The organism is Gallaecimonas sp. GXIMD4217 (assembly GCF_038087665.1).
GTDB lineage: Bacteria > Pseudomonadota > Gammaproteobacteria > Enterobacterales > Gallaecimonadaceae > Gallaecimonas.
In genome coordinates, this window is sequence record NZ_CP149925.1 from 2,077,554 (window position 1) to 2,100,439 (window position 22,886).

The 22,886-nt window shown below is 65.0% G+C and carries 24 protein-coding genes; 8 read left to right on the forward strand and 16 right to left on the reverse strand.

The window, feature by feature from the left end; translation table 11 throughout:
- Positions 1-37: 37 nt before the first annotated feature.
- Both WDB71_RS10200 and WDB71_RS10205 read left to right on the forward strand, forming a co-directional pair.
- Positions 38-1,126, forward strand: a complete 1,089-nt coding sequence (locus WDB71_RS10200) for a M35 family metallo-endopeptidase (RefSeq protein WP_341501473.1) — start codon at positions 38-40, stop codon at positions 1,124-1,126.
- A gap of 42 nt (positions 1,127-1,168) precedes the next feature.
- On the forward strand, positions 1,169-1,576 hold the full coding sequence (locus tag WDB71_RS10205; protein ID WP_341501474.1) for a hypothetical protein: 408 nt from the start codon (positions 1,169-1,171) through the stop codon (positions 1,574-1,576).
- A gap of 159 nt (positions 1,577-1,735) precedes the next feature.
- Here WDB71_RS10205 and WDB71_RS10210 read toward each other — a convergent pair whose 3' ends face one another.
- Genes WDB71_RS10210 through WDB71_RS10220 form a run of 3 tightly spaced genes read right to left on the reverse strand, consistent with a single transcriptional unit; the run spans position 1,736 to position 3,272 of the window.
- Positions 1,736-2,251 (reverse strand): hypothetical protein, encoded by a 516-nt coding sequence (locus WDB71_RS10210; protein WP_341501475.1) that lies wholly within the window; start codon positions 2,249-2,251, stop codon positions 1,736-1,738.
- On the reverse strand, positions 2,248-2,778 hold the full coding sequence (locus WDB71_RS10215) for a hypothetical protein (protein ID WP_341501476.1): 531 nt from the start codon (positions 2,776-2,778) through the stop codon (positions 2,248-2,250). The genes WDB71_RS10210 and WDB71_RS10215 overlap by 4 nt, the downstream gene beginning before the upstream one ends.
- Positions 2,778-3,272 (reverse strand): cupin domain-containing protein, encoded by a 495-nt coding sequence (locus WDB71_RS10220; RefSeq protein WP_341501477.1) that lies wholly within the window; start codon positions 3,270-3,272, stop codon positions 2,778-2,780. Before WDB71_RS10220 ends, WDB71_RS10215 begins: the two co-directional genes overlap by 1 nt.
- Before the next feature lie 232 nt (positions 3,273-3,504).
- On the opposite strand from WDB71_RS10220, the gene WDB71_RS10225 reads away from it, so the two are divergent.
- The gene (locus tag WDB71_RS10225; protein ID WP_341501478.1) at positions 3,505-4,623 is read left to right on the forward strand and encodes an aromatic amino acid transport family protein; all 1,119 of its coding nucleotides are present in this window, start codon (positions 3,505-3,507) and stop codon (positions 4,621-4,623) included.
- Positions 4,624-4,664: 41 nt separating this feature from the next.
- Here WDB71_RS10225 and WDB71_RS10230 read toward each other — a convergent pair whose 3' ends face one another.
- The 6 genes from WDB71_RS10230 to WDB71_RS10255 form a co-directional block, all read right to left on the reverse strand.
- Positions 4,665-5,189: a GNAT family N-acetyltransferase gene (locus WDB71_RS10230; RefSeq protein ID WP_341501479.1), complete on the reverse strand. Its 525-nt coding sequence runs from the start codon at positions 5,187-5,189 to the stop codon at positions 4,665-4,667.
- 140 nt (positions 5,190-5,329) lie between these two features.
- Positions 5,330-5,713 carry a DUF6632 domain-containing protein gene (locus tag WDB71_RS10235; RefSeq protein WP_341504205.1) on the reverse strand — a complete coding sequence of 128 codons (384 nt, stop codon included), beginning with the start codon at positions 5,711-5,713 and terminating at the stop codon, positions 5,330-5,332.
- Between the two features lie 54 nt (positions 5,714-5,767).
- Positions 5,768-6,190 (reverse strand): hypothetical protein, encoded by a 423-nt coding sequence (locus WDB71_RS10240; protein WP_341501480.1) that lies wholly within the window; start codon positions 6,188-6,190, stop codon positions 5,768-5,770.
- A 1-nt stretch (position 6,191) separates the two neighbouring features.
- Positions 6,192-8,204, reverse strand: coding sequence for an NAD-dependent DNA ligase LigA (ligA, locus tag WDB71_RS10245; protein WP_341501481.1), 2,013 nt, complete (start codon positions 8,202-8,204; stop codon positions 6,192-6,194).
- 60 nt (positions 8,205-8,264) lie between these two features.
- Positions 8,265-9,233 carry a cell division protein ZipA gene (gene zipA / locus WDB71_RS10250; protein ID WP_341501482.1) on the reverse strand — a complete coding sequence of 323 codons (969 nt, stop codon included), beginning with the start codon at positions 9,231-9,233 and terminating at the stop codon, positions 8,265-8,267.
- A gap of 25 nt (positions 9,234-9,258) precedes the next feature.
- Complete coding sequence (locus tag WDB71_RS10255; RefSeq protein WP_341501483.1) at positions 9,259-12,702, reverse strand: chromosome segregation protein SMC; 3,444 nt, start codon at positions 12,700-12,702, stop codon at positions 9,259-9,261.
- A 173-nt stretch (positions 12,703-12,875) separates the two neighbouring features.
- Between WDB71_RS10255 and cysZ the strand changes: the two genes are divergently transcribed.
- The gene (gene cysZ / locus WDB71_RS10260) at positions 12,876-13,619 is read left to right on the forward strand and encodes a sulfate transporter CysZ (RefSeq protein ID WP_341501484.1); all 744 of its coding nucleotides are present in this window, start codon (positions 12,876-12,878) and stop codon (positions 13,617-13,619) included.
- A 61-nt stretch (positions 13,620-13,680) separates the two neighbouring features.
- Here the strand turns inward: cysZ and WDB71_RS10265 are convergent, their stop codons facing one another.
- A complete protein-coding gene (locus tag WDB71_RS10265) occupies positions 13,681-14,130 on the reverse strand; it encodes a host attachment protein (protein ID WP_341501485.1) in 450 nt (149 codons plus the stop codon).
- Between the two features lie 279 nt (positions 14,131-14,409).
- Here WDB71_RS10265 and WDB71_RS10270 point away from each other — a divergent pair, with 279 nt between their 5' ends.
- From WDB71_RS10270 to WDB71_RS10280, 3 genes are all read left to right on the forward strand, one after another.
- Positions 14,410-14,673, forward strand: coding sequence for a DUF4242 domain-containing protein (locus WDB71_RS10270; protein ID WP_341501486.1), 264 nt, complete (start codon positions 14,410-14,412; stop codon positions 14,671-14,673).
- Positions 14,674-14,890: 217 nt separating this feature from the next.
- Complete coding sequence (locus tag WDB71_RS10275) at positions 14,891-15,460, forward strand: GNAT family N-acetyltransferase (protein ID WP_341501487.1); 570 nt, start codon at positions 14,891-14,893, stop codon at positions 15,458-15,460.
- Between the two features lie 269 nt (positions 15,461-15,729).
- Positions 15,730-16,014: a hypothetical protein gene (locus WDB71_RS10280; RefSeq protein WP_341501489.1), complete on the forward strand. Its 285-nt coding sequence runs from the start codon at positions 15,730-15,732 to the stop codon at positions 16,012-16,014.
- Between the two features lie 64 nt (positions 16,015-16,078).
- On the opposite strand, the gene maiA is transcribed toward WDB71_RS10280, so the two are convergent.
- The 5 genes from maiA to WDB71_RS10305 form a co-directional block, all read right to left on the reverse strand.
- A complete protein-coding gene (maiA, locus tag WDB71_RS10285; protein ID WP_341501490.1) occupies positions 16,079-16,720 on the reverse strand; it encodes a maleylacetoacetate isomerase in 642 nt (213 codons plus the stop codon).
- 1 nt (position 16,721) lies between these two features.
- Positions 16,722-17,708: a fumarylacetoacetate hydrolase family protein gene (locus WDB71_RS10290; RefSeq protein ID WP_341501491.1), complete on the reverse strand. Its 987-nt coding sequence runs from the start codon at positions 17,706-17,708 to the stop codon at positions 16,722-16,724.
- Positions 17,709-17,710: 2 nt separating this feature from the next.
- Positions 17,711-18,841 carry a homogentisate 1,2-dioxygenase gene (locus WDB71_RS10295; protein ID WP_341501492.1) on the reverse strand — a complete coding sequence of 377 codons (1,131 nt, stop codon included), beginning with the start codon at positions 18,839-18,841 and terminating at the stop codon, positions 17,711-17,713.
- On the reverse strand, positions 18,834-19,913 hold the full coding sequence (gene hppD / locus WDB71_RS10300; protein WP_341501493.1) for a 4-hydroxyphenylpyruvate dioxygenase: 1,080 nt from the start codon (positions 19,911-19,913) through the stop codon (positions 18,834-18,836). Before hppD ends, WDB71_RS10295 begins: the two co-directional genes overlap by 8 nt.
- A 206-nt stretch (positions 19,914-20,119) precedes the next feature.
- Positions 20,120-20,599 carry an HPP family protein gene (locus WDB71_RS10305; protein ID WP_341501494.1) on the reverse strand — a complete coding sequence of 160 codons (480 nt, stop codon included), beginning with the start codon at positions 20,597-20,599 and terminating at the stop codon, positions 20,120-20,122.
- Positions 20,600-20,698: 99 nt separating this feature from the next.
- On the opposite strand from WDB71_RS10305, the gene WDB71_RS10310 reads away from it, so the two are divergent.
- Positions 20,699-21,268: a TetR/AcrR family transcriptional regulator gene (locus WDB71_RS10310; protein WP_341501495.1), complete on the forward strand. Its 570-nt coding sequence runs from the start codon at positions 20,699-20,701 to the stop codon at positions 21,266-21,268.
- 25 nt (positions 21,269-21,293) lie between these two features.
- On the opposite strand, the gene tyrR is transcribed toward WDB71_RS10310, so the two are convergent.
- Positions 21,294-22,850: a transcriptional regulator TyrR gene (tyrR, locus tag WDB71_RS10315; RefSeq protein ID WP_341501496.1), complete on the reverse strand. Its 1,557-nt coding sequence runs from the start codon at positions 22,848-22,850 to the stop codon at positions 21,294-21,296.
- Between the last annotated feature and the right edge of the window lie 36 nt (positions 22,851-22,886).

Consider the following 22,886-nt stretch of genomic DNA (forward strand, 5'->3'; position numbering starts at 1 on the left):
TAACAACACTGACAAGCCCTTAAGGGAGAGACACACAATGACCAAAACAACCACAGCCGCGGCCGTGCTGCTGGCCATGGGCGGCCTGACCGGCGCCGTCAACGCCCAGCCCCAGGGCGGTATCGAAGCCAGCCTGGAAGCGGCCCAGTACGTCGGCGAAGGCCAGGACGTGGTGGTCAGCCTGAAGCTGACCAACACCGCCAAGCACCCCATCAAGGTACTGAAGTGGTACACCCCGGCCGACGGCCTGGAAGATGGCATCTTCAAGATCAGTCGCGACGGCCAGGCCGTGCCCTACCAGGGCCCCCACTACAAGCGCCCCGCCCCCAGCGAAAAGGACTACGTGAAGCTGGCCCCGGGCGAGAGCCTGAACACCCAGGTGGAGCTGTCCGCCTACTATGATCTGTCCGAGTCCGGCAGCTACGACATCCAGTACGACGTCGAAGCCATGGGCCTGATCAAGAACAAGGGCCAGGCCAAGAAGGCCGAGCGCCTGGCCGAGATGAAGTCCAACACCGTCTCCCTGTGGGTCGACGGCCTGGAATTCAAGGGCGCCGGCAGCAACAAGGGCAAGCCCGGCAGCGGTGACGGCGGTGGCAGCACCGACGGCGTCAGCTTCCAGGGCCGCTGCTCCAACAGCCAGCAGTCCGAGATCCTGACCGCCCTGTCCGCGGCCGGCACCATCTCCACCGACGCCCTGGACTACCTGCAGGGCCACAACAGCCCGGCCTCCTCGGTGCGCTACGACACCTGGTTCGGCAGCTACGACGCCGGCCGCTGGAACACCGTCACCAACAACTTCAGCGCCATCAAGGACGCCATCGACAACCAGCCGCTGACCTTCGACTGTTCCTGCAAGAAGCAGTACTTCGCCTACGTCTACCCGACCCAGCCGTACGTGGTGTACCTGTGCTCCGCCTTCTGGAGCGCCCCCAACACCGGCACCGACTCCCGCGCCGGCACCATAGTCCACGAGCTGAGCCACTTCAACGTGGTGGCGGGCACCGACGATCTGGGCTACGGTCACACCAATGCCAAGGCCCTGGCGGACAGCGATCCCAACAAGGCGATCCAGAACGCCGACAGCCACGAATACTTTGCGGAAAACACCCCGGTGCTTCCCTAAGGGCTCCAGGAACAAGGGCGGCGCAAGCCGCCCTTTCTTTTTATGCTGAAGATAACCTTCTCGCTGCCGGACAGCGCCTTGCCGGGCGAGCCCATCATGCTGACCCTGGCCATCACCAATACCGGCCCGGTGCCGCTGTCCGTGCTTTGCTGGTATACGCCCCTGGAGGGGCCGCTGTCGCCCTTCGTGGCGGTGGCGGGCCCGTCCGGCCCCCTGGACTACCAGGGCCCGATGATCAAGCGCGGCCAGCCCGATGACGACGACTACCTGAGCCTGGCGCCGGGCCAGTGCCACAGCGTCCAGGTGGACCTGGCGCTGCTGTTCCCGTTCCACCAACCGGGCGACTACCGGGTCAGCTACCGTGGCCCCTGGCAGAGCCGGGAGCGGGGCCCGGAACAGGTGCTTGTTTCGCCGCCGGTCAGGTCGCTACGCCTTCTCGAAAGCGCCTGAAATCGTTAACATAAGGGCTCCTTCCCACTGCTTCGAATGGTCATGAAAAGCGACAAGAAAGACGGCCTGCTCTCGGCAAAGGAAATCGTTACCTACCTGGCCCTGTTCGGGCTGTGCAGCCTGGGGCTGGTGTTCATCCTCTGACATGAAAAAGGCACCTCAAGGTGCCTTTTTGCTGAGCTGGTCGCGGAAACTTCGCCGCCTGTGGGTGTCCAGGCCGTGGAAGAGCGCCATGACGGCGCCGAAAATCAGCGCCGGCCAGGGCGACGGCAGCTGCTGCAGGGGCCAGCCCTGGTCGATGAGGTTGAAGACCAGGATGAAGAAGGCCAGCAGCACGAAGGCGCCCAGGCCCGACAGCAGGCCGTTCAGCAGCGCCAGGTTGGCGGGCTGGGCCGGGGCGCTGCCGGCGCTGGCTTCCAGCACCTCGCCGTCCACCTGTACCTTGAGGCCGTTGCCGTCGCCAACCTCCCAGCAGTCCACCTGAATAAGCCCCTGCTCGGCCTCGGGCTTGGCCCAGGCCAGCAGCCGGTGGCTCTTGAAGGCCCGGAACAAAGTGGATTGATCGCGCAGCTCGCCGTCCACCAGCAGCCGCACTTCGGTGAGGGTCAGCCTGGGCAGGCAGTGGACCTCCAGCTTGTGGCCCTGCCACTGGCCCTGCCATTGTTGCAATTTCATGGTTGTTTCGGTGTCCAGGGAGAAATGACCCGGATTTTACTGTGTTTTTCCGGGATCTCTATCCCCTCCACCAGGCCGGGGAAGAAATTGTAGAGCTGCTGGGGCAGCTCTACCCCGGCGCCGTCCACGAAACGCCAGTCGCCACCGGCCTTGGGGCGGGCCGCCACCAGGTAGCTGCTGCTGGTGACCTCGCGGTCACTGCCCTTATACCTGGTAACGGTGGGCAGGAAGGCCACCCAGTCGTCCTTGGCCGGGTAGAACTGGGCCGGCTTGTCCACCTCGAAGGACACCAGCTCCAGGCCCTGGGCCTTCATCACCGCCAGGCTGCGCTCGGCCTTGACCAGGGCCGCCTCTTCGCCGCCCTGGTTGCGGATCGCCCTGGGGTGCATCAGCGCCACCAGTTCCCTGACCTGGCCGTTGAGGGTGGCGGCCTTGAGCCTGTCCACGGCCGGCGCCAGGCCGTCGAATTGGGCCCTGGCCGGCAGGCACAGCACCAGCAATGTCAGCAAGCAGAAGATCTTTTTCATTATTCTCCGTCCCAGTAATTCACGCCCTGGTGGCGGCGTCCAAAAATGGCAAAGCTGCGCTCATCGGCCGGCCCGCCCGGGGCGGCACCGGCGACCACGCCGTATTTTTCCGAGTCAGGATACAACATTACGTCCGGCTGGTTCATGGTCGAAACCGCCAGGTAGACCAGCTCCCGCTCCCCCGTGTTGATGATCTGGTGGGCGCCGTCCGGGCCGGCCGGGCAGGCGGCGAAGTCGCCGGCTTCCAGCTGATGTTCCTCATCGCCCAGGCGCAGGCTGCCCTGCCCTTCCAGGATGAAGAACATCTCCTCGTTGTTGAGGTGGGCATGAAAGGGCCAGGCGCGCTTGCCGGGCGGGATCCGCACCACCCGGTAGCCGAGATCCCTGGCGCCGAGCTGGCTGGCCACCGTGGCCACCCGGGCGAAGTACTTGTCGCCATGGCTCTGACTGCGGTAGGTGAGTTTGCGGATGTTGAGAACGGGCTTGTCGTCCACGGCTTGACCCCGTACGGGTATCCCCTTAATGTGTCCCATTCTAGCAGTACAAGCCCCTGCTTTAACAAGGATTTCACATGAGCCAGAAGCGATATTGTCAGCCCTGGTGGCTGGGATAAAGTCCCCCGCCACCGGGGCCGAAACCAACACCACGTTGGATCGGGTCTGATGGCATGACAAGCTCGCCTGGACCCCGATCCGATCGCCAACAGCAGTACAGGATCGGATTTTCATGCAAAAAACTCTGGGCTCCGCCCTCATCGTGGCCGGCACCACCATAGGCGCCGGCATGCTCGCCCTGCCCCTGGCTTCGGCCCACCTGGGTTTCTTCTACAGCGCCTTGCTGCTGGTGGCCTGCTGGCTGCTGGCCGCCTTTGCCGCCTGGGTGATGGCGGATCTGTTCGTGGCGGGTGGCAAGGCCCATTCCCTGGACAGCCTGGCCACCGAAACCCTGGGCAAGAGCGGCCGCCTGCTCACCGGCGCCTGCATGGGCTTTCTCTACTATGCCCTGATGGCCGCCTACATCAGCGGCGGTGCCAGCCTGCTGGCGGCCCGCTTCGGCCTGGACGGCCAGCTGGCGGCGCCCCTGTTCACCCTGGCGGTGGCCGCGGTGGTGACCCTGTCCACCCGCAGCGTCGATCTGTCCAACCGGCTGCTGTTCAGCCTCAAGCTGCTGGTACTGGTGCTGGTGTTCAACCAGCTGATGCCGGACGTGGACAGCCGCCAGCTGCTGCCCCAAGGGGTGGTGGAGCTGTCCATGCTCACCGCCCTGCCGGTGGTCTTCACCTCCTTCGGCTTCCACGGCGGCATTCCCAGCCTGGTCGGCTACCTGGACGGTGACCGCCGCAGGCTGCGCCTGGCGCTGATCGCCGGCTCCGCCCTGCCGCTGCTGCTGTACCTGGGCTGGCAGGCCGTCATCTACGGCTCGGTGGGCAGTGGCACCCTACAGGGCCTGGACGGCTCGGTGGACGCCATGCTCACCGCCGTCGGCGGCGAGTCCGGCCTGGCCAGCCAGGGCCTGAAGCTGTTCGCCGATCTGGCCCTGGCCACCTCCTTCCTGGGCGTGGCCCTTGGCCTGTTCGACTTCATGGCGGCGGTGACCAGGCGTAGCAACAGCACCTGGGGCCGCTTGCAGACCACCGCCATCACCTTTTTGCCACCGCTGCTGGTGGCGCTGTTCTACCCGGACGGCTTCATCGCCGCCCTGGGTTATGCCGCCATCGCCCTGGCCATGCTGGCCCTGGTGATCCCCGGGCTTATCAGCCACCGGCTGCTGGGCTCCAGGGGCCGCGCCCTGGGCCTGATCGCCTCCGGGGGCCTGGTCATCGCCGCCCAGGTCATGGGGGCATAAAAAAACGGCGCCGATGGCGCCGTTCTTGTTTGCAATGCCTGTTACTGGCTGAGCGGGCGGCGAAAGCGCACCTGGCGCAGCTCGGCGCCTTCACGCTGTTCCTCGCGGCGGCAACCGTCCTGCTTGAAGCCGTGCCTGAGCCAGAAGGCGATGCCCTGCTGGTTGTCCTCCAGCACCCACAGCATCACTTCCAAAAAGCCCTGGGTCACCATGGACTCCATGGCCCTGAGCAGCAGCGCCGCGCCCAGGCCGGAGCCCACCTGATCCGGCTCCAGGTACAGAGCCCGGAGCTCGGCCGTGGTGCGCCTGTCCACGTCCGGATCGCGGCTGCGGCCGGTGTTGACGAAACCGAGCAGGCGGCCGTCGTCTTCGACCAGCCAGGTCTCGCTCTGGGGCTGCTTGATGAGGGATTCCACCAGGCTCAGGCGCCCTTCCACTGTCAGCGAGGACAGGTACTCGGCGGGCAGAAACTGGCGGTAGCTTTGTTGCCAACTCCGTACCAGCAGGCCGGCGATGGCAGCCGCATCACTGGCTCTGGCACGTCGAAACTTCGGCAAAATGGGCAAGAGGCCTTCCTGAATACACAAAAACTCGTCGTTAGTCTTGAAGTTAGCAAACTGCCCCCACCCGGGACAATCCCCCCGGCCGGTCCAGGCATAAAAAAGCGGCCCATCCCTGTGTGAGCCCCGCTTGCCCGCCAGGGCACTCAGCCCCTGGGATACTGCCTGGGGGTGAGCCAGGCCAGCACCAGAGCGACAAGCAGGAGGCCGGGCACGTCGCCGAGCAGGTTGGCCCTGTCCAGGGGATCCTGCAGCGCCTGGATCAGCATGATGGCGCCGTGGACCAGGCTCGACCAGACCGTGAACCAGATCAGCCCCAGGTTGGCCAGGGGATCCCGGGCCGCCCGCATCAGGAACACCCCCAGGGTGGCATAGATCCCCAGCAGCATCTCCTCGTACTCGCTCTGGCGCGGCTCCCAGGTCCAGGCCGCCGGCCAGCTCTTCATCAGGATGAAGAGGCCGCAGAGGAAGATGAGGCCGATCACCACCAGGGCGACGCGCAGCAGCTTGAGCCTGAGGGCACTGTCCATCACGGGTTCTCCTGGAAAGCTTTCACAATGAAAAGCTTAGGAGAAGCTACCCGCTCAGGCCTGGAAATCCCCCCTGGCCGCCGCCCGGCGCTTCAAGCGCCGGCTCAGCCACCAGGTCCACAGCGGCAGGCTAAGCAGCTCCGCCAGCGGCTCGCCGACATAGCCCAGCACGCTCAGCTGGGCCTGCCAGTCGGGAAACAGCATCATGGCCGGGCCCGGCACCGCCACCATGAAGGCCAGCCAGTTGGGCAGCTCCTCCTCCAGGCGGGCGATGGCATAGGCGGTGGGCACGCTCAGCAGCTGCATGCCCAGGGTGACCAGCAGCAGGCTCCAAGGCTGGACGGGATCGCCCAGCCAGGCCAGCACCGGGAAACGGGGCACATTGGTGCCCACCAGGTACATGATCAGGGTGAGGCCGTACGTATAGACCAGCACCAGGATCAGCATGAAGAAAAGCCGGTAAAGCCAGACGCGCATATCAGACCCCGTGCTCGGCAAAGAGGGCCAGCATGGCGTCCTCGTCCAGTACCTTGACGCCCAGCTCCTGGGCCTTGGCCAGCTTGGAGCCGGCCTTCTCGCCCGCCACCAGGAAGTCGGTGTTCTTGGACACCGAGCCCGCCACCTTGACCCCCAGGCTCTCCAGCTTGCCCTTGGCCTCGCTGCGGCCCATCTGCGACAGGGTGCCGGTCAGCACCGCGGTCTGGCCCTTGAGGGGCTGCTCGCTCTCTTCCTTCACCGCCACCTCTGGCCAGTGCAGGCCGGCTTCCAGCAGGGCCTCAAGCACCTCCAGGTTGTGGGGCTGGCGGAAGAAGGTGTGGATGTGCTGGGCAACGATGGGCCCCACGTCCGGCACCGCCTGCAGGGTTTCCAGGTCGGCCTCCTTCAGGGCCTCCAGGGTGCGGAAATGGCCGGCCAGGGTGGCGGCGGTGGTCTCGCCCACCTCGCGGATGCCCAGGGCGTAGAGGAAGCGGGCCAGGCTGGTCTCCTTGGCCTGGCGGATATGGGCCACCAGCTTGGTGGCGGACTTCTCGCCCATGCGCTCCAGCTTCAGCAGCTGCTCGGGCGCCAGGGCGAACAGCTCGGCCGGGTTCCTGATCAGATCCTGGTCCACCAGCTGCTCTATGACCTTGTCCCCCAGGCCCTCGATGTCCAGGGCCTTGCGGGAGGCGAAGTGCCTGAGCGCCTGCTTGCGCTGGGCGCCGCAGAACAGGCCGCCGGTACAGCGGGCCACGGCCTCCCCTTCCAGACGCTCCACCTGGGAGTTACAGACCGGGCACTGTTCGGGGAAGAGGATGTCCCGCTCGCCCCTGGGCTCGGTTTCCACCACCCGCACCACCTGGGGGATGACGTCGCCGGCCCGGCGCACGATCACGGTATCGCCGATGCGCACCCCCAGGCGGGCGATTTCGTCGGCGTTGTGCAAGGTGGCGTTGGAAACGGTGACCCCGCCCACGAACACCGGTGCCAGCTTGGCCACCGGGGTGATGGCGCCGGTGCGGCCAACCTGGAATTCCACGTCCTCAAGCACCGTCATCTCCTCCTGGGCCGGGAACTTCCAGGCGATGGCCCAGCGCGGTGCCCGGGCCACGAAGCCCAGCTCCTCCTGCAGGGCGACGCTGTCGAGCTTGATGACCACGCCGTCGATCTCGTAGTCCAGCTGGTCGCGCCTGGCCAGGATGTCGCCATGGTAGTCGCGGACGGCGTCGGCGCCGTCGGCCAGCCGGATCGCCGGGCACACCGGCAGGCCCAGGCCCCTGAGCCATTCCAGGCGCCCGTGATGGCTGCCGGGCAGCTCGGCGCCTTCGGCGACGCCCAAACCGTATGCGTAGAAGGCCAGGGGCCGGCGGGCGGTGATGCGCGAGTCCAGCTGCCTGAGCGAGCCGGCGGCGGCGTTCCTGGGGTTGGCGAACACCTTGTCGCCGCTTTCCATGGCCTTCTGGTTCATGGCCTCGAAGCCGGAGCGGGTCATGTAGACCTCGCCGCGCACCTCCAGCCTGGCCGGGAAGTCGCCGCGCAAGGTCAGCGGAATGGCCCTGATGGTGCGCACGTTCTGGGTGATGTCCTCACCGGTGCGGCCATCGCCACGGGTGGCGCCGCGCACCAGCTGGCCGTTTTCGTACAGCAGGCTCACCGCCAGGCCGTCCAGCTTGGGCTCGCAGCACCAGTGCTGGGCGCCGTCGTCCTTGAGGCGATCCGCCACCCGTTTGACGAAGGCGTCGAACTCCTCGGCGTTCATGGCGTTGCCCAGCGACAGCATGGGGATCTCGTGGGCCACCTCGGCAAAGGCGGTGGCCGGCCGGGCGCCGACCCGCTGGCTGGGGGAGTCCGGGGTCACCAGCTCGGGGTGTTCGGCCTCCAGGGCTTGCAGCTCCCTCATCAGGCGGTCGTACTCGGCGTCGGGCACACTGGGATCGTCCAGCACGTAGTAGCGGTGGTTGTGGTCGTTGAGCTGCGCGCGCAGGCGCTGGATGCGGTCTTGGATATCGGTCATGGCTTTTATCACGCAAAAGCCCGGCGAGGCCGCCGGGCTTTGAAGTTGGGCAAAGGGAATTTAGACGGCACTGCCGGCGGCCAGCAGCTGCCGGCGGGTGAATTCGCGGATCTTGCTCTGGTAATGCTGCACCGTCTGGGTGGAAACCAGGTTACGGTCGCCGTCCAGCACCTGGCAGCCGAATTCCTCGGCCAGCTTCTGGGCGGCGGCCAGCATCATGGCAAAGGCCTTCATGGCCTCGCCCTCGTTGGGCAGGGTCATGAACAGGGCCACGCCCTGGGTGGAGAACTGCTCCATGTCGTCCAGCTCGAAGGTGCCGGGATTGACCAGGTTGGCCAGGGAGAACAGCACCGGGCCGCGGCCGTTGGCGTCCTTGTGGCGGTGAAAAATCTTCATCTCGCCGAACTTGAAGCCCATGGACAGCAGCTCCGGCAGCAGCTCGGCGCCTTCAATGATGCTGTCTTCCCGGGCGATGACGTTGAGCACCAGCACCTCGTCCACCGGCGCCGGCTCGGCCTGGGGGGCCGGCTGCGGCTCGGCCTCGGGCTGCCCCTCCACGATAACCGGCTCGGGCTGCTCGGCCGGCTCGGGCGCCGCAACGGGCTCGGCGACCGGGGCGGGCTCAGGCCTTGCCGGCGGCGGCTCGGCGACGGCCTCGGCCACCTCGGCGACCGCCTCCACGGCCAACTCCGCCTGGACCGGCGCCGGCTTGGCCGGCTGCTGGGCACGGGGGGCGGGCTCGGCCTTGGGCATGGCCTTGGGCTGTGGCGCGCTCTGCTCCTTGTCCAGGCTCAGGTCCAGCTGCTCCATCTTGGGCTCGGTGCGGCTGCCGACGGTACGCACCTGGCCGATGCCGTCGTCGTCGAAGCCGCCCTCGTCCTTGGGCTTGGGCTCGGGGGCCACCTTTTTCATCGGCTTGGATCTGAGCCTGGCCTGGCCCTGCTGGCGAATGGACCAGAGCCCGTGGGCCAGCAGGCCACCGATGGCCAGAACCCCCAGAACGATAAGAATGATTCGCATGCTATCCATGAACGATTCCCATAAGTTTTTATTGTCAGCCCGCCTCGGCCAGGGCCACGGCTTCTTCGATATTCACTGCGACTATGCGCGATACGCCGGGTTCATGCATGGTGACCCCGGTCAGCTGATCAGCCATCTCCATGGAGACCTTGTTATGGCTGATGTAGATAAACTGTACCGTCTCGGACATCTCCCGCACCAGGCGGCAGAAACGCTCCACGTTGGCGTCGTCCAGCGGCGCGTCCACCTCGTCCAGCATACAGAAGGGTGCCGGATTGAGGCGGAAAATGGCAAACACCAATGATAAGGCGGTCAACGCCTTTTCACCACCGGAGAGCAGGTGGATGGTGCTGTTTCGCTTGCCCGGCGGCCTGGCCATGATGGTCACGCCGGTATCGAGCAGATCCTCGCCGGTCAGCTCCAGGTAGGCGCTGCCGCCGCCGAAGACCTTGGGGAACAGGTGCTGGAGATCGCCATTGACCTGATCGAAGGTCTCCTTGAAGCGGGCCTTGGTCTCCCTGTCTATCTTGCGAATGACCGACTCCAGGGTCTCCAGGGCCTCCACCAGATCGCCGTGCTGGGCGTCCAGGTACTGCTTGCGCTCCGACTGCTGCTCGAATTCCTCGATGGCGGCCAGGTTGATGGCGCCCAGGCGGCCGATGGCGTTGCCGAGCCGCTCCAGTTCGCGGGTGAGTCCTTCCTCGCTGTGGGCGTCGCTCAGCCTGGGCAGGAGGTCGTCCAAGGCCTGGTCCAGCTCATCCAGCTGCTCCCTGGCCTGCTCGGCGCGGATCTTGTGCCCTTCCCCGTCCAGGCGGCGCTTGTCTATCTCGCCCTGCATGGCCTGGACCCTGGCGAAGGCCGCGGCCTGGCCTTCCTCCAGGGCCGCCAGGCGCTCGTCGAGCTGGGCCAGCTCAGCGTTGATGCGCTCCAGATCCTGCTCCACTTCCCGGTGCTGCTCCAGCCACAGCGCCAGCTGCTCGCGCTGGTCGTTGCCGGGGTCGTCCAGCATCAGCCGCTCTTCGCGCAGGGCCTGCTGCTGGTCCTGGATCTCCTCCAGCTGCTCCTGGGCCCGGCGGCGGGACTCGGTCAGGCCGGCCAGGCGGGAGCGGACCCCTTCCAGGCTGATGGCCTGCTGCTGGTAACGGCCGGCCAGTTGCTGCTCCTGGTCGCGAAGCCGTGCCAGCTCGTCCTCCAGGCCGGACTGGTCGTCCCTGCCCAGCTCCTGCTCTTCCAGCAGCATCAGCCGCTCGTCCAGGGCCAGGCGCTCTTCCTCCAGCAGCTCCAGCTGCAGGCGCTGCTCGTCCAAGCGCTCCCGGAGCTCGGCCTGCTGCCTGGCCTTGTCCGCCAGCCGCTGCTGCAGGCTCTGGTGCTGGTGCTCCAACAACGACAGGGCCTGGCGGGCCTCGTGCTGTTGCTGTTCGGCCCGGCGCAGCTGGTCCTGACCCCGAGCCAGGGCCTGCTCGGCCTCGCCCAGGGCGGCATTGGCCTGGGCCAGGGCCCGCTCGGCTTCTTGCCTGGCTTCGCTCAGGGTCGGCAGCGCCGCCCTGGCGTCATGCAGGGCCTGCACCTGGGCCAGCCAGTTCTGGCCTTCGGGGCCGGTCAGCACCCAGTTGGGCCCGACCCAGAATCCATCGGGGCAGATAAATGACTGCTGACGCTTAAGCTCATGGCGCCCGGCCAGGGCCTGTTCACGGCTCTCGGCCAGGACAATGTCGTTCAGCCAGGGCAGTGGCACCGGGCTTTGGATCTGCCCGGCCAGGGTGCCGGCCTGGGGCGCCTCTCCCTGGCCTGGCTCCAGCAGCCTCAGGGTGACGGCGGCCTCGCCCAGGCCATCCGGCAGGGTGCCGATCCGCGCCGACAGCCAGCTGCCCAGCACCTGCTCCAGGGCCTGTTGCCATTGGGGCTCTATCTGGATGGCGTCGAGCAGGCTGGGACTGTCGGCCAGCCCCAGCCCGGCCAGGGCGGCATCCACGTCCTGGTCCCGGGTGAGGCTTTCGGTCAGGGCCTCCAGGCTCTGGATGCGGGCCTGGCATTCGTCTTCCTGGCGCTGAGCCTGGCGCAGCGCCTCCTGGCGTTGCCGAAGCATCGCCTTGCGCTCGTCCAGGGCGGCCTGGCATTGAGCCAGGGCCTCGGCGTCCAGCTCCTGCTCCTGCGCTGCCAGGGCCAGGGCCTCGGCGGCCTCGTCCCGCTGTTCGCCAAGGAGCGCCAGCTCGTCCTGGTCGTCGCCGCCAGCCAGGGCGGCCAGGGCGCTCTGCTGGCGGGCCAGTTCGGCCCGGCCGTGTTCGACCCTGGTGGCCAGCACCTGCTGCTGGGTGCGGATCTGGCCCTGCTGGCGCTCCTTGTCGAGGGCGGCGCTGCGGGCGGCATTGAGCCTGTCTTCCAGGGCCTGGCGGCGGTCCCGAACCTCCTGCAGCTGCTCGGCGAGGAGCTCCAGCTCTGGCTGCAGCTCCTCCAGCTGCATGGCCCCTTCCTCCTGGCGCAGCTGGTCCTGGGCCAGGGTTTCCTTGGCCTGTTCGAAACGCAGCTGCAGGCGCTGGATCTGTTCGTCCAGCTGCTGCTTGCGGCTGCTGGCGTGGGTCAGGCTCTGCTCCAGGCGGGCGATGTCGGAGCCCAGCCGGTAATAGCGGCTCTGGGCCGCCTCCAGCTCGTCCTTGCGGTCGTGCTGGGCGTCCTTGAGTTCGATGATGGCCTTGTCGTCGCCCCGGCTCTGGGCGATGAATTTTTCCAGGTCCGTTTCCAGGTCGCGAATTTCGCTTTCGAGCTTCTGCAACGCATCGTTGTGGCGGCGCCACCTCAGCGCCGCCAGCAGGCCCTTGTGCTCGCGCTCGCTGGCCTTGTATTCGCGGTAGCGCCTGGCGGCGTCGGCCTGGCGGCGCAGCTTGTCGATCTGCTTGCCCAGCTCCTCGCGCACGTCATCCAGGCGCTCCAGGTTGTCGCGGGTGTGGCGGATGCGGTTTTCGGTTTCGCGGCGCCGCTCCTTGTACTTGGAGATCCCCGCCGCCTCCTCGATGAAGACCCTCAGCTCCTGGGGCTTGGATTCGATGAGCCGGGAGATCATGCCCTGCTCTATGATGGCGTAGGAGCGCGGCCCGAGGCCGGTGCCAAGGAAGATGTCGGTGATGTCGCGGCGGCGGCAGCGGCTGCCGTTGAGGAAATACTGGGACTGGCCGTCCCGGGTGACCAGGCGCTTGACGGCGATCTCGCCATACTGGTTGTAGGCGCCCTTGGCGGTGCCGTCACTGTTGTCGAAGACCAGCTCGACGCTGGCCTGGGACACCGGCTTGCGGCCGCTGGAGCCATTGAAGATGACGTCGGTCATGGCGTCGCCGCGCAGGTTCTTGGCACTGGACTCGCCCAGCACCCAGCGCACGGCGTCGATGACGTTGGATTTGCCACAACCGTTGGGGCCCAGGATCGCCGTCATGGCCTTGGGGAAAGGCACTGTGGTCGGATCCACGAAGGATTTGAATCCGGCCAATTTGATACTCTTGAGGCGCATGAACCCTGGCAGTCTCTGATGGTTATGGTTATCGGCAAGGCAGCCCGTGAATCTACCACAAAGCCGCTCGCGTTTTGTAACAAAGCCGCCCTTTGCCGGCGGCCTTGTCCTTTTTATACTGCGGCCATCACGCTATCGCAATGGAGCTTTCTATGGCAAACCCGGTTTCCGGTGCCCAATACCTGATGCGCGGCTTTCAACTGATAAGGACCAAGGGCGTGCGCCGCTTCGTTTTCCTGCCGTTGCTGGTCAACCTGCTGCTGTTTGCCACCGCCTTCGGCTATCTGTTCGGTCAGCTGGACCAGCTGATGGCCTGGGTGGACGACTACCTGCCCGAGTGGCTGAGCTGGCTCAACTACCTGCTCTGGCCGCTGGCGGTGGTCTCCATCCTGGTGGTGTTCTCCTTCATCTTCAGCGCCGTGGCCAACTGGATAGCGGCGCCCTTCAACGGCATTCTGGCCGAGCGCATGGAACTGCACCTGACCGGCGAGCCCATGCCGGAGGGCGGCTTTTTGGATCTGGTCAAGGACACCCCCAGGTTGATCGGCCGCGAATGGGCCAAGCTCAAGTACTACCTGCCCAGGGCCATCGGCTTTTTGATCCTGTTCTTCATCCCGGTGCTGGGCCAGTCGGTGGCGCCGGTGCTGTGGTTCCTGTTCACCGCCTGGATGATGGCCATCCAGTATCTGGACTACCCCTTCGACAACCACAAGATCCCCTTCCAGGACATGAAGCTGGCCCTGAAATACCAGCGCGGCGCCAGCTTCAGCTTCGGCGCCCTGACCACCCTGTTTGCCATGGTGCCCATCGTCAACCTGATCATCATGCCGGTGGCCGTGTGCGGCGCCACCGCCATGTGGGTGGACCGCTTCCGCCCCCACCTGCTGCAACGCTGATCATGAAAGTGATGCCCTAAAAAAACCGGCCTTGGCCGGTTTTTTTGTCTCGCGCTGAAAATCAGTGCAGTTCCCAATACTTGGCCGGCAGGTGCCCGGCTATCTCGTCGCAATCCAGCTGGCCCAGGGCCTTGTCGTATTCCCCGATCACCAGGGCGCGACTGGACGGGGTCAGCTCGTTGCGAAGCTGCCCCAGGAACTTGGGCGAGGCCACCAGCACCAGCTGTTCATAGGCCTTGCCCTGGCGCTTGGCTTCCAGATACTGGCTGACTTCCTTGGCAAAGCGCATGGCTTCATGGGTCTTGGCGCCCTGATCCGAATCGATGCTGTAGCGGGCCATGCCATTGCCATCCCGGGCATGGCCGGGCCTGTCGCTGGTCATCTTGCCTTCATGAAGCCGGGATTCGGGATGGGCCAGGGCATCCAGCTCCTTGAGGGTGCCCTTGCGGTCGGCGACATCGAAAAACCGGGCTCTGCTGCTGTCGGCCACAACCAACCAGGTGTCTTTCATGGCGTTCTCCTACTACTTTCGTGGGGGCTGAATTAAGTATAGTTCAGGGCGCCACTTCCCATTTCACACATAACTTTTTGAATAAAAAGAATTTTTCATGAGTTCAGGGGGTAATTTACGACCGGTTCGCCGTTTTACACCTCCCCTGCCTGCAATCTCCCCAGGATAGGCAACACTTTGAGGGCAATGAACGGCCTGTTCATCTGAAGCCCGGCAATCGCCCAGCCAGGCCGGTTCAAGGGCTCATATCCAACTGCCACGGCATCAAGGAGCCAGACCATGGCACTTTTTATCATCGAGCGGGAATTCGCGGAGCAACTGGAACTCGACTCCCAGGCGGTGCGCCAGACCCTGGAGGTCAACGAGGAGATCGGTGTGCAGTGGCTGTTTTCCTTCCTGAGCGCCGACAAGAAAAAGACCTACTGCCTGTACGAAGCCAAGGATCCGGCGCTGTTGCGCGAGCATGCCCGGGTGCTGGGCATCCCGGCCGACGTCATCGTCGAGGTTACCCAACTGGAGCCCGAGGCCCTGCTGCAGGGCTAGTCCTCGCCAATCACAGGAAGGAACGCTCATCATGGATCGGAAACATGCCTTTTCCCTAATCACCCTGCTGGCACTGGGCCCGGGCCTGGCCGCCGAGACTTTGCAACAGGGCCGTGGCCAAAGCGGGCTATCTATATTGTGAACTTATCGGTCATGCCACGCCGTACCTATTCGGCCTCAGGCTTCAACCTATCACCCCCCTGAGCGAGAGAACATTATGAGCGACGTAAGGATTAGGCCGGCGACCAAAGAGGACTGCGGCACTATCGCGGCGCTCTATCGTATCTCGTCTGATGGCGTGGCCGACTATATCTGGACACAATCGGCCGGGCCTGGAGAGGATATCCTCGAGGTGGGCCGAAAGCATTATGAGCGCGAAGGCCTGGCCTTTAGCTACGAGAACTGCGTGGTAGTTGAAATCGCAGGGCAGGTCGTCGGCATGCTCGTCGCCTTCCCGATGCAGGTAGACCCGTCAGAGACACAAAGCGATCCGGTGTTGGCGCCCTACAGCAAGCTAGAGGAAGACAACAGTTACTACATCTGCGGCATGGCCTTGTTTCCGGCATTTCGCGGCCGGGGCGTGGGAAAGCAATTGCTCGCCCTGGCAGAGCAACATGCGCGAGAGAAGGGCTTCAGCAAGCTCAGCCTGATCGTGTTCGAGCAGAATACGGGGGCAAAGCGATTGTACGAGAGGTCCGGGTACAGGGAAGTGGCACGCGAGCCGGTCTATCCCCATCCGCTTATCCACCATACCGGTGACGCCGTGCTGATGGTAAAGGAGATTTAGCACCAACAAGCGCGTCACGGCGCTGCCTGTTACGAACCCTGGCGCTGCCGGGAGCTGGCTTGAAAGCATCATCCCTGCTAAGTGGCTGTCTAGCATGCCCTGTGCTGCGCCGTCCGCTTACGGTTTCGAAGGCGGTGGGGCACGTTACCGGCAGTCCGGATCGGTATTTTCTTTAAAACGCTACCAGTGAGTTACCGTGGTAGCATCATCATAGAAAAACCATGCCAGGCAGCACCAAATCTGATCGATCATCGACGCCTAAGTGATTCATGAAACTGCACCAATACCGGCTTTACCTGTTGGCCAGAAAGGAAATCAGAAACGGCAGGCTACTTCAGGTGGCTATTTTTGGCGTTGCTGGCGGCCTGTTTTTGGCCTATGTCAGCTTCAACGGCGGAATGCTGCTTGGGTTCGTGGGGTTCTTCGTGGCTCACCGGCGCATGATGCGGCGCATCCACACCATACCCTGCCCCGCTTGCGGTGCCCCCTACGGGGTCCACTTGGGGTATTGGGGCCAGATCAAGGTCCCCGAATGGTGCCAATCATGCCAGTAGCCAGCTAAAGCTAAAACCACAAAAAAGCCGCCCTGATGGGCGGCCTTTATCATCTTGGAATGCCTTACAGCACGGCGTCGGGCTGGGCCTCGGGGGCAGCCTGGCTGATGGCTTCCACCAGCATCAGTCGCTCGTAAACGGCCACCAGGGTCGGGTACGGGCTCAAGTCCACCTTGAAGCGCTCGGCATTGTAGACCTGGGGCACCAGGCACAGATCCGCCAGGGTAATGCTATTGCCGAAGCAGTACTCGCCGGCGGTCTCCTGGAGGCGCTTCTCGAAGGCGGCGAAACCCACCTGGATCCAGTGGTGGTACCAGGCGCTCTTCTGCTCGTCGCTCACGCCCAGCTCGCCGGCCAGGTACTGCAGCACCCTCAGGTTGTTGAGGGGATGCACGTCGCAGGCGATATCCAGGGCCAGGGCCCGCACCTGGGCGCGCTCGGCCGGATCCCTGGGCAGCAGCGGCAGTTCCGGGTAGCGCTCGTCCAGGTACTCGATGATGGCCAGGGACTGGTTGATGACCAAGTCGCCGTCCACCAGGGTGGGCACCAGCTCGGCGGGGTTCAGGGCCGCATACTCGGCCTTGTGCTGCTCGCCGCCGTCCCTGACCAGATGCACCGGCAGCTGCTCGGCGACCAGGCCCTTGAGGTTCAGGGCCATCCGGACCCGGTAGGCGGCGGAGCTGCGCCAGTAGCCGTAAAGCTTCATGTTACGCCTCGTATTTGACGATGGTCTGGTCGATGGCGCCGAAGATGGAGCTGCCGTCCTTGTCGAACATCTCGATGCGCACCTTGTCACCGAACTTCATGAAGGAAGTCTGGGGCGCGCCCTGATCGATGGTCTCCAGCATGCGCACCTCGGCCAGGCAGGAAGAGCCCTTGGATCTGTCGTAGTTGGAGATGGTGCCGGAGCCGATGATGGCGCCGGCGCCCAGGGGACGGGTCTTGGCGGCATGGGCGACCAGGGTCGGGAAGTTGAAGGTCATGTCCACGCCGCAGTCCGGCTCGCCGAACAGCTTGTCGTTGAGGCGGGTGGTCAGCGGCAGGTGGAGCTTGCCGTCTTCATAGACATGGGCCAGCTCGTCCGGGGTCACGGCCACCGGCGAGAAGGCGCTGGAGGGCTTGGACTGGAAGAAGCCAAAGCCCTTGGCCAGCTCGCCCGGGATCAGGCCGCGCAGGGACACGTCGTTGACCAGCATGAACAGCAAAATGTGCTCGGCGGCCTCTTCCGGAGACACGCCCATGGGCACGTCGTCGGTGATCACCGCCACTTCCGATTCGAAGTCGATGCCCCAGTCCTCGGAGCCGAGCGGCACATTGTCGCGGGGACCGATAAAGGAATCGGAGCCGCCCTGGTACATCAGCGGATCGGTCCAGAAGGTTTCCGGCATCTCGGCGCCGCGGGCCTTACGCACCAGCTCCACGTGGTTGACGTAGGCGGAGCCGTCGGCCCACTGGTAGGCGCGGGGCAGCGGCGATTCGCACTGGCCCTGGTCGAAGGCCATGGCGCCGTCGATGGTGCCGGCGTTCAGAGCCTGGTAGATCTCGTCCAGCCTGGGCGCCAGCTCGGCCCAGTTGTCGATGGCCGCCTGCAGGGTGGCGGCGATCTGGGGCACGGCCACGGCCTTGCTCAGATCCTTGGACACGACCACCAGCTGGCCGTCACGGGTACCGTTTTTCAGTGTTGCGAGTTTCATCTTTATCCTTGGCTTTTCCAGCTGTTGACGTAGTCCGGGTTCTCGGTGCCCAGGGCCGGCTCGTGTACCTCCAGGGCGTCCCTGGTGTCGAGCATCACCGCCACTTCGTCGGTGAATTTCTTCTTGTACTCCATGCCGGCCTTGAAGGCCTTGGGATGAGGACCATGGGTGAAACCGGCCGGGTGGAAGGTCATCATGCCGCGCTCGATGTTGTCGCGGCTGAAGAAGTCACCGGCATGGTAGAAGAGGACTTCGTCAAAGTCGTCATTGTTGTGGTAGAAGGGCACCTTGAGCGCGCCCGGATCGGACTCGATGGGCCGCGGCACGAAGGTGCAGATCACGAAGCGCGCCGCCACGAAGGTGGTGTGGGCGCTGGGCGGCAGGTGGTAGCGGTGGCTCATCAGCGGACGGATGTCGCGCCAGTTGATGCGCACCACGCTGAGGTCACCGTGCCAGCCGATGGCGTCCAGGGGGTTGAACGGGTAGGTGACGGTGCTGACCTGGCCGTGGCGCTTGATCTCCAGCTGCCAGGTGTTTTCGTCCTGCTGGGCCAGGAAGGCGTCGTTGATCTCTGGCACGTCCAGCATGGCGGTGTCGAAGATGGCCTGGGGACCCAGGATGCCCTTCTCCGGCAGCTTGTAGTGGTCGTTGGTGGCCTCGATCATCAGCACGTACATGGGGCCCTTGGGCTCGATGCGCCACATGGTGCCCCGAGGGATCATCACGTAGTCGCCGTCGCGCAGGCTCATGTGGCCGAAGTCGCAGTAGAAATCGGCCTCGCCTTCGTGGATGAACAGCAGGTCATCGCCGTCGGCGTTGCGGGCCAGGCGCTCCATCTTGGCGCTGGGACGCCAGATCCGGTACTTGCAGCTGGCGTTGGACAGCACCATGTCGGCGCCCCAGGGGCTGTTGCCCTCGCCCTGGACCTGGTTCAGGTCAAACAGGCGCGGGCGCAGCGGGCCTTGCCAGTCTGTCCAGCCGGTGGGGGCGTGGCGATGATGGATATGGGCGGTGGGGCCGAAGAAGCCCTCCTTGCCCATCTCGCGCTCGTAGATGCCCTCCTCCGGGAAATCCGCATGGGCCTGGCGCGAATGCTGGCCCTGCTTGAGGGGGTGGTTGATCCAGTTACGCATCGCTGAGCACTCCGCGGCGGATCTGATCTTCCTCGATGGACTCGAACAGGGCCTTGAAGTTGCCCTCGCCGAAGCCTTCGTTGCCCTTACGCTGGATGATCTCGAAGAACACCGGGCCTATGACGGTGTCGGTGAAGATCTGCAGCAGGATGCCGTCCTTCATGGGGGCGCCGTCGATGAGGATGCGCAGCTCCTTGAGCAGATCCAGGTCTTCCTCGTGGCCTTCCACGCGGCTGTTGACCTTCTCGTAGTAGGTGTCCGGGGTGAACATGAACTTGGTGCCGCGGTCGCGCAGGCTCTTGACGGTCTCGTAGATGTCGTCCGTGGTCAGGGCGATGTGCTGGATGCCTTCGCCGTTGTATTCCTTGATGAATTCCTCGATCTGGGACTTGTCGTCGGAGGATTCGTTGATGGGGATGCGGATCTTGCCGCAGGGGGCGGTCATGGCCTTGGAAACCAGGCCGGTCAGCTTGCCTTCGATGTCGAAGTAGCGGATCTCACGGAAGTTGCCGATCTTCTCGTAGAAGTTGGCCCACACCGCCATGTTGCCGCGGCGCACGTTGTGGGTCAGGTGGTCGATCTCGTAGAGGCCGGCGTTGACGCGGGCCATGCGCTCCTGGAAGTCGGGGTAGAATTCAAAGTCGACGCCGTAGATGTCCTTCTCGCCGTACATGTCCACGAAGTACAGCAGCGACTCGCCGATGCCGTACACGGCCGGCACGTTGATTTCCATGGGGCCGACCGGGTTGGCGTAGGCCTTGGCGCCGTTTTCCAGGGCGTGCTCGTAGGCCTTCTTGGCGTCGGTGACGCGGAAGGCCATGGCGCAGACGGAGGGGCCGTGCTCGCGGGCGAACTGCTCGGCCTGGCTGTTGGGCTGGCCGTTGACGATGAAGTTGATGTCGCCCTGGCGATACAGCCAGGCGTCCTTGTGCTTGTGCTTGGCCACTTCGGCGAAGCCCAGGGAGACGAAGAGATCTTTCAGCTTCTGGATGCCCTCGGCGTCGGCGGCGGTGTACTCGACAAACTCGAAACCGTCGGTGCCCAGGGGGTTGTAACTGGTATCTACTGACATTGCTGCTTCCTCTTCTTCAAATAGGGGTTGTGGTTATACATCCTGAGGTATAACCCCTTGGACAGCAGAGGTTAACCCTTTACGTAAAGGTCAGATTTCCCTGATCTGCGTCAATTATTGCTGACACTACCCACCCCAGGGGCCGAAGCGGCCGCCCGGCCGGGGCGAAACGGCAACATGGCCCCAAAATCCCTGTCACGAAGAGTTTACAGCAGCCAGCGCTGGGGGTAGGCCTGGCCCCGCACGCCCCTGTTGTAGGCCACGGCCACCGCCACGATCAGCACGGTGCCGGTCAGCACCGGCGACACCAGGAAGGACCAATCCTGGCCGGTCAGCATCACCACCAGGGGGTTGGCGCCTGCCGGCGGGTGGGTGGTGTCGGTGACCAGCATGGCCATCACCCCCAGGCCGCAGGCCAGGGCCAGGGCGGCGGGACCGGCCCCGAACAGCTGCAGGCAGCACAGGCCGATCAGACTGGTGAGCAGGTGGCCAAGGACGATGTTGCGGGGCTGGGCCAGGGGGCTTTGCGGCAGGCCAAAGGCAATGACCATGGTGGCACCGAAGGGGGCCATCAGCCACAGGCCCTGGCCGGACAGGTCCAGCAGCGCCAGCAGGCCGATGCAGCAGGCGGCGCCCAGGCCGGCGACCAGGGCCGGCAGGAATCGGGAACGGAGTTGGGCAAGCATGGAAAACACCTCAAGTAGACAAATCGGTCTACAAACTAGACCGACTTGTCTACCTGTGTCAATATGGCGCCATTGAAGATCAGCTCCAGAGCCCTAGCCATGTCCGCCAAACGCCAGCAACTTGTCGACACCGCCCTGGCCCACTTCTACCGCAGCGGCATCCACGCCACCGGCATCAATGACCTGCTGGGGGCCGCCGGCGTGGCCAAGAAGACCCTGTACAGCCACTTCGCCGGCAAGGAGGAGCTGGTGCTGGCGGCCCTGGCCGAGCGGGACAAGCGTTTTTACGACTGGCTGCGAGCCAGGCTCACCGCCACGGCCCCGGGCGAGGCGCGCCTGGAGGCGCTGTTCCTGGCCCTGGACGACTGGTTCAACGACAGGGTGCCGGCCCTGGCGCCCTTTCTGGGCTGCTTCTTTATCAACGCCTGTGGCGAATACAGCGAGGCCGCCAGCCCGGTGCATCAGGCCTGCCGGGCCCACAAGGTAAGGATACTGGCACTGCTGGAGACGGAGCTGGCCAGCCACTGCCCGGGCGCCGATGCCAGGGCCCTGGCCGAGGCGCTGCAACTCCTGAAGGAAGGCGCCATCAGCCGGGCCCATGTGGAAGGGGACAGGGACGCCGCCCTGGCCGCCCTGCCCCTGGCCAGGCTGCTGTGGCAGCGGCCATGAAAAAAGGCGCCCCTGGGCGCCTTGTTCAGCTCTTCTTGTTACGGCCTATGCCGTATTCCCTGAGCTTGTTGGCGATGGCGGTGTGGGACACCCCCAGTTTCTTGGCCAGTTGCCGCGACGACGGGTAGGCGGGATAGAGCCGTTCCAGCAGGCTGGCCTCGAAGCGCTTCATGGCCTCGTCCAGGGTGCCGTCGAAGGCGTTGTCGGCATAGCCGAAGCTGGGGGTGTGGCTGGGCAGCTCCAGGTGGCGGGGCTCTATGATCTCCCCTTCCAGCAGCGACACCGCCCTCAGCAGGCTGTTCTCCAGCTGGCGCACATTGCCGGGCCAGGTGTAGTTGGCCAGCAGGTTCTGGGCCGCCTGGCTCAAGGCCACCGGCTCCCGGCCCAGGGCGGCGCAGTGGCGCTCGATGAACAGCTGGGCCAGTGGCAAAACATCGTCCTTGCGCTCACGCAGGGCCGGCAGCTTCAGGTGCAGCACGTTGAGGCGGTAGTAGAGATCTTCGCGGAAGCTGCCCTGCTGGCAGAGATCCGGCAGGGAACGCTGGGTGGCGCAGATGATGCGCACGTTCACCTTCACCTCCTGCTCGTCGCCGACCCGGCGGAAGGTACCGTTTTGCAGCAGCCTGAGCAGCTTGACCTGGATCGGCAGGGCCAGATCGCCCACCTCGTCCAGAAACACGGTGCCGCCGTCGGCGGTCTCGAAGATGCCGCGTTTGCCCTTGTCGCTGGCGCCGGCAAAGGCGCCCGGGCCATAGCCGAACAGCTCGGTCTCGGCGACGCTGTCCGGCAACGAGGCGCAGTTGAGCACCAAAAAGGGCTTGGCCCGACGCAGGCTGGACTCGTGGCAGGCCCGGGCCAGCAGCTCCTTGCCGGTGCCGGTCTCGCCCTGGATCAGCAGCGGCGCGTCCAGCTGGGCCAGCTTCCTGGCCTGGCGCAGCACCTTCTTCATGGCGCTGGATTCGGCCAGGATGGCGTCCAGGGAAGCGGCGCCCTCCTGGGCCTGGGTGATCTGGGAGCCAAGGCGGTGCGGCGCCTTGGCGGTGATCACGGCCCCGGCCAGGGTCGGCCTGTCCTGCTCGTCGCGGACCCAGATGGGCAGGAAGTCCGCCAGCAGCCGCTGTCCGCCCAGCTTGACCAGCATGGACACCGGCACCGGCTCGTCTTCCTCCAGCCAGCGGCCCAGGTGGAAGCCCTGCAGCCATTGGCCCAGGGGTTCGCCGATCAGCTCCCTGGCGGTCAGCTTGAGCACCTTGGCGGCGGCGGGGTTGATGACCAGGATCTTGCCCTTGGGATCCACGGAAATCATCGGATCCGGCAGGGTCTCCAGCAGGGTGGCCAGCTCGAAGTGATCCCGCTCGGTGGGCATGAAGGGCACGGTGCGGACGTCGGAGACGCCGTCGATGCGGCGGATGGCCGGCATCAGGGTCTTGAGTTCGTCGAAATCCAGATCCGGCAGGTGCAGATACATCTTGCCCACGGGGTCGACTTCGATACCCCGCAGGTCGATCTGGCGGTCGTAGAGAATGTCGAGCACTTCCCGGGCGATACCGGGCCTGTCCTCGCAGAAGATTTCCAGGCGCATGGGACTCACAAGAGCGCTGCTCGTGGGAGGGAATGA

Coding starts and splice junctions, on each gene's coding strand:
- WDB71_RS10305 (WP_341501494.1), bottom strand. CDS start 20,599: ATGCTTGCCCAACTCCGTTCCCGATTCCTGCCGGCCCTGGTCGCCGGC.
- WDB71_RS10225 (WP_341501478.1), top strand. CDS start 3,505: ATGCAAAAAACTCTGGGCTCCGCCCTCATCGTGGCCGGCACCACCATA.
- WDB71_RS10215 (WP_341501476.1), bottom strand. CDS start 2,778: ATGAAAAAGATCTTCTGCTTGCTGACATTGCTGGTGCTGTGCCTGCCG.
- WDB71_RS10275 (WP_341501487.1), top strand. CDS start 14,891: ATGAGCGACGTAAGGATTAGGCCGGCGACCAAAGAGGACTGCGGCACT.
- WDB71_RS10205 (WP_341501474.1), top strand. CDS start 1,169: ATGCTGAAGATAACCTTCTCGCTGCCGGACAGCGCCTTGCCGGGCGAG.
- WDB71_RS10265 (WP_341501485.1), bottom strand. CDS start 14,130: ATGAAAGACACCTGGTTGGTTGTGGCCGACAGCAGCAGAGCCCGGTTT.
- cysZ (WP_341501484.1), top strand. CDS start 12,876: ATGGCAAACCCGGTTTCCGGTGCCCAATACCTGATGCGCGGCTTTCAA.
- zipA (WP_341501482.1), bottom strand. CDS start 9,233: ATGGATAGCATGCGAATCATTCTTATCGTTCTGGGGGTTCTGGCCATC.
- WDB71_RS10270 (WP_341501486.1), top strand. CDS start 14,410: ATGGCACTTTTTATCATCGAGCGGGAATTCGCGGAGCAACTGGAACTC.
- hppD (WP_341501493.1), bottom strand. CDS start 19,913: ATGTCAGTAGATACCAGTTACAACCCCCTGGGCACCGACGGTTTCGAG.
- WDB71_RS10295 (WP_341501492.1), bottom strand. CDS start 18,841: ATGCGTAACTGGATCAACCACCCCCTCAAGCAGGGCCAGCATTCGCGC.
- maiA (WP_341501490.1), bottom strand. CDS start 16,720: ATGAAGCTTTACGGCTACTGGCGCAGCTCCGCCGCCTACCGGGTCCGG.
- tyrR (WP_341501496.1), bottom strand. CDS start 22,850: ATGCGCCTGGAAATCTTCTGCGAGGACAGGCCCGGTATCGCCCGGGAA.
- WDB71_RS10290 (WP_341501491.1), bottom strand. CDS start 17,708: ATGAAACTCGCAACACTGAAAAACGGTACCCGTGACGGCCAGCTGGTG.
- WDB71_RS10210 (WP_341501475.1), bottom strand. CDS start 2,251: ATGAAATTGCAACAATGGCAGGGCCAGTGGCAGGGCCACAAGCTGGAG.
- WDB71_RS10240 (WP_341501480.1), bottom strand. CDS start 6,190: ATGCGCGTCTGGCTTTACCGGCTTTTCTTCATGCTGATCCTGGTGCTG.
- ligA (WP_341501481.1), bottom strand. CDS start 8,204: ATGACCGATATCCAAGACCGCATCCAGCGCCTGCGCGCGCAGCTCAAC.
- WDB71_RS10200 (WP_341501473.1), top strand. CDS start 38: ATGACCAAAACAACCACAGCCGCGGCCGTGCTGCTGGCCATGGGCGGC.
- WDB71_RS10235 (WP_341504205.1), bottom strand. CDS start 5,713: ATGGACAGTGCCCTCAGGCTCAAGCTGCTGCGCGTCGCCCTGGTGGTG.
- WDB71_RS10310 (WP_341501495.1), top strand. CDS start 20,699: ATGTCCGCCAAACGCCAGCAACTTGTCGACACCGCCCTGGCCCACTTC.
- WDB71_RS10280 (WP_341501489.1), top strand. CDS start 15,730: ATGAAACTGCACCAATACCGGCTTTACCTGTTGGCCAGAAAGGAAATC.